Annotated in this window: 5 protein-coding genes and 1 pseudogene; 2 read left to right on the forward strand and 4 right to left on the reverse strand. The window is 54.6% G+C overall.

The genetic code is table 11. The features are described 5' to 3' along the window. Nucleotides 1–61: 61 nt before the first annotated feature. The 3 genes from AB7S84_RS03240 to trxA are packed head-to-tail and all read right to left on the reverse strand — an operon-like array spanning nt 62 to nt 2,092. The gene (locus tag AB7S84_RS03240; protein WP_020875985.1) at nt 62–781 is read right to left on the reverse strand and encodes an outer membrane protein assembly factor BamD; all 720 of its coding nucleotides are present in this window, start codon (nt 779–781) and stop codon (nt 62–64) included. Continuing rightward, the gene (gene trxB, locus AB7S84_RS03245; protein WP_020875986.1) at nt 778–1,707 is read right to left on the reverse strand and encodes a thioredoxin-disulfide reductase; all 930 of its coding nucleotides are present in this window, start codon (nt 1,705–1,707) and stop codon (nt 778–780) included. Before trxB ends, AB7S84_RS03240 begins: the two co-directional genes overlap by 4 nt. A gap of 58 nt (nt 1,708–1,765) precedes the next feature. Further along, nucleotides 1,766–2,092 (reverse strand): thioredoxin, encoded by a 327-nt coding sequence (gene trxA, locus AB7S84_RS03250; RefSeq protein WP_020875987.1) that lies wholly within the window; start codon nt 2,090–2,092, stop codon nt 1,766–1,768. A gap of 290 nt (nt 2,093–2,382) precedes the next feature. On the opposite strand from trxA, the gene purN reads away from it, so the two are divergent. Next, nucleotides 2,383–3,189, forward strand: coding sequence for a phosphoribosylglycinamide formyltransferase (gene purN, locus AB7S84_RS03255; protein ID WP_020875988.1), 807 nt, complete (start codon nt 2,383–2,385; stop codon nt 3,187–3,189). A 420-nt stretch (nt 3,190–3,609) separates the two neighbouring features. On the opposite strand, the gene AB7S84_RS03260 is transcribed toward purN, so the two are convergent. Further along, nucleotides 3,610–4,992, reverse strand: a complete 1,383-nt coding sequence (locus AB7S84_RS03260; protein ID WP_428152890.1) for a histidine kinase — start codon at nt 4,990–4,992, stop codon at nt 3,610–3,612. A gap of 662 nt (nt 4,993–5,654) precedes the next feature. On the opposite strand from AB7S84_RS03260, the pseudogene AB7S84_RS03265 reads away from it, so the two are divergent. After that, nucleotides 5,655–6,097, forward strand: a pseudogene (locus AB7S84_RS03265) (class III poly(R)-hydroxyalkanoic acid synthase subunit PhaC); the annotation flags it as partial.

A 6,097-nucleotide genomic window follows, 5' to 3' on the forward strand; every position in this document is an offset into this window, starting at 1 on the left:
CGAAAACGTAAAAGCGTACTATACGCCATACGATTCATCGTGTAAAGATTTTTAGTTTGATTTAGGGCCATACTCCGGCGGTTTCAGGCTCGAGGGTTTCAACCTCACCACCGGTCTCCGTCTCGTCCGCTTTCGGGTTCTCTATCAGCTCGTTTTCACAAAGGGTAATGTAGCGGAGGGCATTTTGGTGGATGCCCACATCCGGATAATTGGACAATACGGATTTGAATCGCTTGAGGGCGGGCCGGTAGTGGCCGCTTTTGAAATAGAAGAGCCCGACGTAAAACTCATGCCCCGCCAGGCTTCTCTGGCAGACTTTGATGTTTTGACGAGCCTTGTGTGCATAGGGATCGTTCGGGAACTGCCTGAGGAGCCGCATATACCCCTCCAGGGCCTTCTCCGCCGAGCGTTGATCCCGATCAACGGTATCGATCTGTTCGAAGTAACAAGTGCCGATCTGGTAGATGATATAGGGAATGGCTTCGTTTCTCGGATGGAGGCTTTCAAAGGCCTCGTAAGCGGCGACAGCCTCGTCGTATTTTCCCAGCCGGTAGTATGCATCGGCGGTCTTCAACTCTGCCAGAATAGCATATTTGCTGTAGGGATACCAATCCTTCAATTTTTCGAAGGACTCGATCGCTTTCATGTATTTGCCGCTTTCATAGTTGTACATACCGTCGCTGACGAGATCTTCCGAGGATGCCTCTTCCCTGGTCTGAAACCAGGAACATCCCGACAACAACAATATCAGGGCCATGGCCGTGAAGATTGTTTTTTTCATTTCACCAACTGCTCGATATAATGTTCCGCCGCCCATGCGGCCAACGCGCCGTCTCCCACCGCCGTGGCGATCTGACGAAGGGGCGTGGCCCTCACGTCTCCCGCAGCGAAAATCCCGGGAACGGACGTCGCCATGAGATGGTCCGTCAGGATAAAGCCCCAATCATCTCGCCGGACGGTATCCCCAATAAAATCGGCATTGGGCCGTATTCCGATCCACACAAAAAAAGCATCCGCTCTAAGCGTCCGTGCTTCTCCGGTTTTCAAGTTTCGGATGTGGATGTTCTCGACATGGGTCAAGCCGCTGACACCTGTGACCACCGTGTCCCAGAGAACCTCGATCTTTTCATTGGCCAAAGCCCGTTCCTGAAGGATTTTTTCGGCGCGAAGCCGATCCCGGCGGTGGATCAGATAGACCTTGCCGGCGAATCTGGTCAGAAAGACGCTCTCCTGAACCGCCGTATCCCCGCCCCCTACGGCGGCGACCACGCGATCCTTGTAGAAGGGCCCGTCACAAGTGGCACAGGACGAAATGCCCTTTCCAAAAAACTGATCTTCGCCCGGCACCCCCAACTTCCTGGGGGATGCCCCCGTGGCGATGATCACGGCATGGGTGCGGATTTCCCGGCCCTCTCCGGAAACGATTTTCAGCGAGCCGTCTTGAACGACGGCATCCACCTTCAGGGTCTCCATCGCCATCCCGAAACGCTGGGCCTGTTCCGTCATCCCCCGTACCAGGTCGACACCGGTAATCCCATCGGGATAACCGGGATAATTTTCCACCCAATCGGTGATGAGTACCTGACCACCCGGCAGATGACCCTCCAACAGAAGCGTTCTGAGCCGGGCACGGGCGCCATAAAGTCCTGCCGTCAGTCCGGCCGGCCCTCCACCGATAATGACGAGGTCCGCATCAACGTCTGTCATCTACGTCTTCCCAAAATAGTTTTCGATCCATCCTGCCTGAAAATGGTCTCGCCCATGTTCAGACAAGTTTTTTGATGGTTTCCTCCAATTTGGCCTTGGCGACCATGCCGGTGATCTGGTCGGCGATCTCGCCGCCCTTAAAAAAAATAAGGGTAGGAATGGCGCGAATGCCGTATTTTGCAGGTGTTATGGGGTTGTCGTCCACATTGCACTTGGTAAACTTGATTTGGCCGCTAAAATCCTTTGCCAGCTGTTCCACCGTCGGGGCGATGGCCTTGCAGGGTCCGCACCACGGTGCCCAGAAATCAACCAGCACCGGTATGTCGGACTGGAGCACTTCCGCTTCAAAGCCGTTGTCATCGATATCCAAAACACCTTCAGCCATAGTTTTGTCGTCCTTTCTTTGGGAGTTGTCAATTTCAGAAACTATAGTGACAGTGGTGTTTCTTGTCAACCACATTGCATCGGAGACACCGGCATTTGGGGCTTGGTAATTGACACCGTCCGAGGCTTCTGTTATTTTTATCAACTCGACTTTCGACTTTCAGGCTGGTGACCGGATAGAGGTGCCGGGAGGATACGGCCAATGAAAGTCGAGTTATCCAATTTTCGACTTCCGGGGGCCGTTGATACCAGGAGGGCGGCCTCCTTTTCAATGAACGGAGACAGAGCCGTATGCAGCGCAAACTTCGCGTCGGCGCCCTTATTTCAGGCGGCGGCACCAACCTGCAAGCCATTATCGACCGCTCGGAAGCCGGAGAGATCGATGCCGACATCGTGTTTGTCGGATCCGACACCCCCGACGCCAAGGGCCTCGGGCGGGCCGAAAAGCACGGGATTCCCCATTTCACGGTGGACTACGTCGGGATCATCAGACGCTTTCGGACCGATCCAGAACGGTTCGTCCCGCCTCCCGATTTCGACCTGGACGCCATCCTTTCCCGGCAGCATATCTTTCCCCCCGGCGCCGATACGGAGACGGTCCGCCGGTTTCTCACGACCCGGGCGGCGGCCGAGGCCGCGCTCCTGAAAGCCATGTCGGCCTACCCCTTCGACCTTCTGGTCCTGGCGGGGTTCATGCGGAACCTGACACCTTATTTCATCGACCGCGTCAACACCGATCCCGAGCGGCCCCGGATCATGAACATCCATCCGGCGATACTGCCGGCCTTCCCCGGCGTAGACGGTTACGGCGACACCTTCCGCCACGGATGCAAGGTCGGCGGCTGTACAGTCCATTTCATCGATTACGGGGAGGATTCCGGCCCCATCATCGGACAGCGGACCTTTCCCATCGATCCCGGCGACACCCTCGAGGCCGTCAGGGCGAAAGGACTCCGGGAGGAATGGATCCTCTACCCCGCCTGCATCCAACTCTTCGCCGAAAACCGGCTCAAGGTCGTCCGCAGGACCCATGCGCTTCCGGACGGACGGACGATGTCGCGGGCAGTCGTGGAGATCGACTATTCCGAGAACACCTGAACAGGGTCTTGGAAATCCTCATCAGCCATTGCTGCCTTTTTAAGAGGCAGCAATTACAGCTTCTTGAGAGGTTTGGCGGAGGCCTTGCAACATAGCTTATACCAACGGCACGACGATGGATTGCAATCCCCGGCAAACCTGCCGAAGCAGTCCGCGACACCCTCGATGCGTTGAATGCTTCTGATCATATGCGGGATGTCAGGAAGATGGGCATCTGGACGGTGATCATTGTCGTCCATTTCATATTCCTTCCGGATCATTGACGGGTTGGGAGTTAAACTGTTCCGTCCTTTATAAACTCAGACACATGGGCGTGTACATAGGGCCTTGCATTCATTTCTGTAGGATATTCTCCCGGGACTGACGCACGAAATTTCCCACCTTCGGGCAAAAGTAATGCGTTTGGGATCGATGGATATCTCAGATCTCACTTAAATCCGATAGTCCGTCACGGAAAGGAAATCTGATGAAAATTCGGGTGCCCTCCCCCGGACGGGATCGGATGGACATCTTCCCCATAAGCAGATTGACGCGCTCCCGCATGCTGCTGAGACCCATCCGCTTTTCACTGAATCCCGCCTGTTCCCGCGCCGCGACGTCAAACCCCTTGCCGTCGTCCTCAATGCGGAGAATGACGTTGGGGTAGGCGCCAATCAGAAAAATGACCGCACGCCGCGCTTCCGCGTGCTTTCGGATGTTGTTGAGCCCCTCCTGGACCAAACGGTAGATGTTGATCTCCAGAAACGGATTCATAGCCCTGTTTTTCAGTCCCGTTGAATGAAATTCGGCATGAATGCCGGCGTCCTCGGCAAATTCATCACAGTAAGACCCGAGCGTCTCGATCAAACCGATCTCCTTCAGCCCCGGGGGTCTGAGATCGTAGGAGAGGTTTCGGACGGTCCGAATGGTTCGACTCAGAATTGAAGACATGTCGGTCAGGGTCTTTCGCACGTCGTCCGGGAGGGTGGACGACTCCCCGAGAGTAAGCGCCAGAGAGATTTTCATGGTGGACAGATCCTGGGCGACACTGTCGTGCAGTTCATTTGAAATCATCAGGCGTTCGTTTTCCTGGGCGGTCAGCAACTGCTGGGAAAGGGTTCGAATCTGCCGCTCAGCCGCCCTCTGCTCGGAAATATCTTCGACCATCTCGATGGCTGCCCGGATGTTACCCTCCTTATCGACGACGGGGGAAGCAACGATTCGGAAATACCGGACGCTTCGCTCTGAAGGTATTTCTGCCACGGCCTCGTGGACACGACCGTCCCGCAGTGTTTGGATCACCGGACAGTAAGTGCAGATCTTCTCTCCCGGCGGATCATTGAAGGCCTGGTAGCAGAGCGGCTGACGGGAAAAATCGATCCTTGGGTACCAACACCTCATCTGCCGGTTGAGCGTCAGGATACGCATGTCCCTGCCGATGAGGGTCACTCCGATGGCAATGTTTTCAACAAGGCTCCGGTATTCCTGGACCTTTCTTTCCCGCAACAGTGCCTCGACGTCCGATTGATTATCCATCTCCCGAACGATCCAGAGGATTTTACTCTGCCCGTTGAAGACGAATTTTCCTTCGGCGATCTCGCTCGTAAAAACCGCACCGGCCATTGTCCGAAAAGCCCGAATCTCCCGCCGCAGCTCGGCGTCACACAACCGCGGCGGATCGGTGTCAATGATATCCGACAGGGTCAGAGTCCTGAAAATTTCCTCGCGATAATTGAAAAGGATCTTTGCCGCCCGATTGATCGATTCGATCCGCCGGGTCTCCTCATCAAAGACGATCGCGGCGTTCGGATTGTGTTCAAACAACGCTTGAAACCATTGTTCTGAATCTTGCCAATTCGCTTTCATATTCAGTCTTTTCCGTCACGAATCCATGGCGCCGGTCAATCCATGTCAACGAAACATTGAGATATCATCCTTGTATTCCCTGGAAGTGAGGCAGGTTGTCGGATTGGCGGCCTGTCCTCGAGTTTCAGGATAGGCCGCGGCGATAGGGGAATCACCCATGTAAAATGATAAGAACCCCCTATATGCACGGTACCGAATATCATGGTATATTTTTTTTATTCAGGTATCAATGGGTACAATAGACACATCGAATTTTGTGAGATCATCCCCGCGAGTGGGGAAACGCAACGGATTCATGATAAAACCTTACCAGACCACGGCTGAAGGCTCAATATCACAAACACATATTTTACATATCGCTTACCCATACATAACAAAATTATAACATTCAAAGCTTATCATGTTTCAAGACGCAAAGCCCCGCGAACCAGGTTCGGATCGAAAAGCGTCAAACCGAAAGTCCACAGGCGCTCAAAAAATGGAGAAACCGGGATTTGGACGTCTTCTGCCGAGAATGTCGGGCTGTTAAAAAACCGGGCCTTTTCCAGGAACCCGAGCGGTCGAAGCCTTGGAAGAACCCATAACAAACTGTCCTGCTGAAAGAGATAAAGGATATCGATATGAACCAGCCGAAAATCGCCGTCGATTTGATCCTGAAGAAGCTGACGGAGAGCACCGAACAGGTCAAGACCCGGGTTCAGAAGGCCTCCGAGGTGCTTCTGGGACCTCTTGAAACCGATCTGGCCGTCACCCCCTACGAGGTGGTGTACGAGGAGGACCGGGTGAAGCTGAAGCATTACACGCCCGAGAAGGTCACCCACAAGATCCCCCTTCTGGTGGTGTACGCCCTTATCAATCGGGAGACGATGCTGGACCTCCAGCCGGGCCGGAGCGTGGTCCGGACCTTCCTCGACAAGGGGATCGAGGTCTACATGATCGACTGGGGCTACCCCACCCGCAAGGATCGCTACCTCACCATCGACGATCACGTGAACGGCTACATGGACGCCGTGGTCGACGTGATCCGCCAACGGCACGGCCTTCCCCGAATCAACCTCATGGG

Source organism: Desulfococcus sp. (assembly GCF_050178255.1).
Taxonomy (GTDB): Bacteria; Desulfobacterota; Desulfobacteria; order Desulfobacterales; family Desulfococcaceae; genus Desulfococcus; species Desulfococcus multivorans.

Coding starts and splice junctions, on each gene's coding strand:
- AB7S84_RS03240 (WP_020875985.1), bottom strand. CDS start 781: ATGAAAAAAACAATCTTCACGGCCATGGCCCTGATATTGTTGTTGTCG.
- trxB (WP_020875986.1), bottom strand. CDS start 1,707: ATGACAGACGTTGATGCGGACCTCGTCATTATCGGTGGAGGGCCGGCC.
- trxA (WP_020875987.1), bottom strand. CDS start 2,092: ATGGCTGAAGGTGTTTTGGATATCGATGACAACGGCTTTGAAGCGGAA.
- purN (WP_020875988.1), top strand. CDS start 2,383: ATGCAGCGCAAACTTCGCGTCGGCGCCCTTATTTCAGGCGGCGGCACC.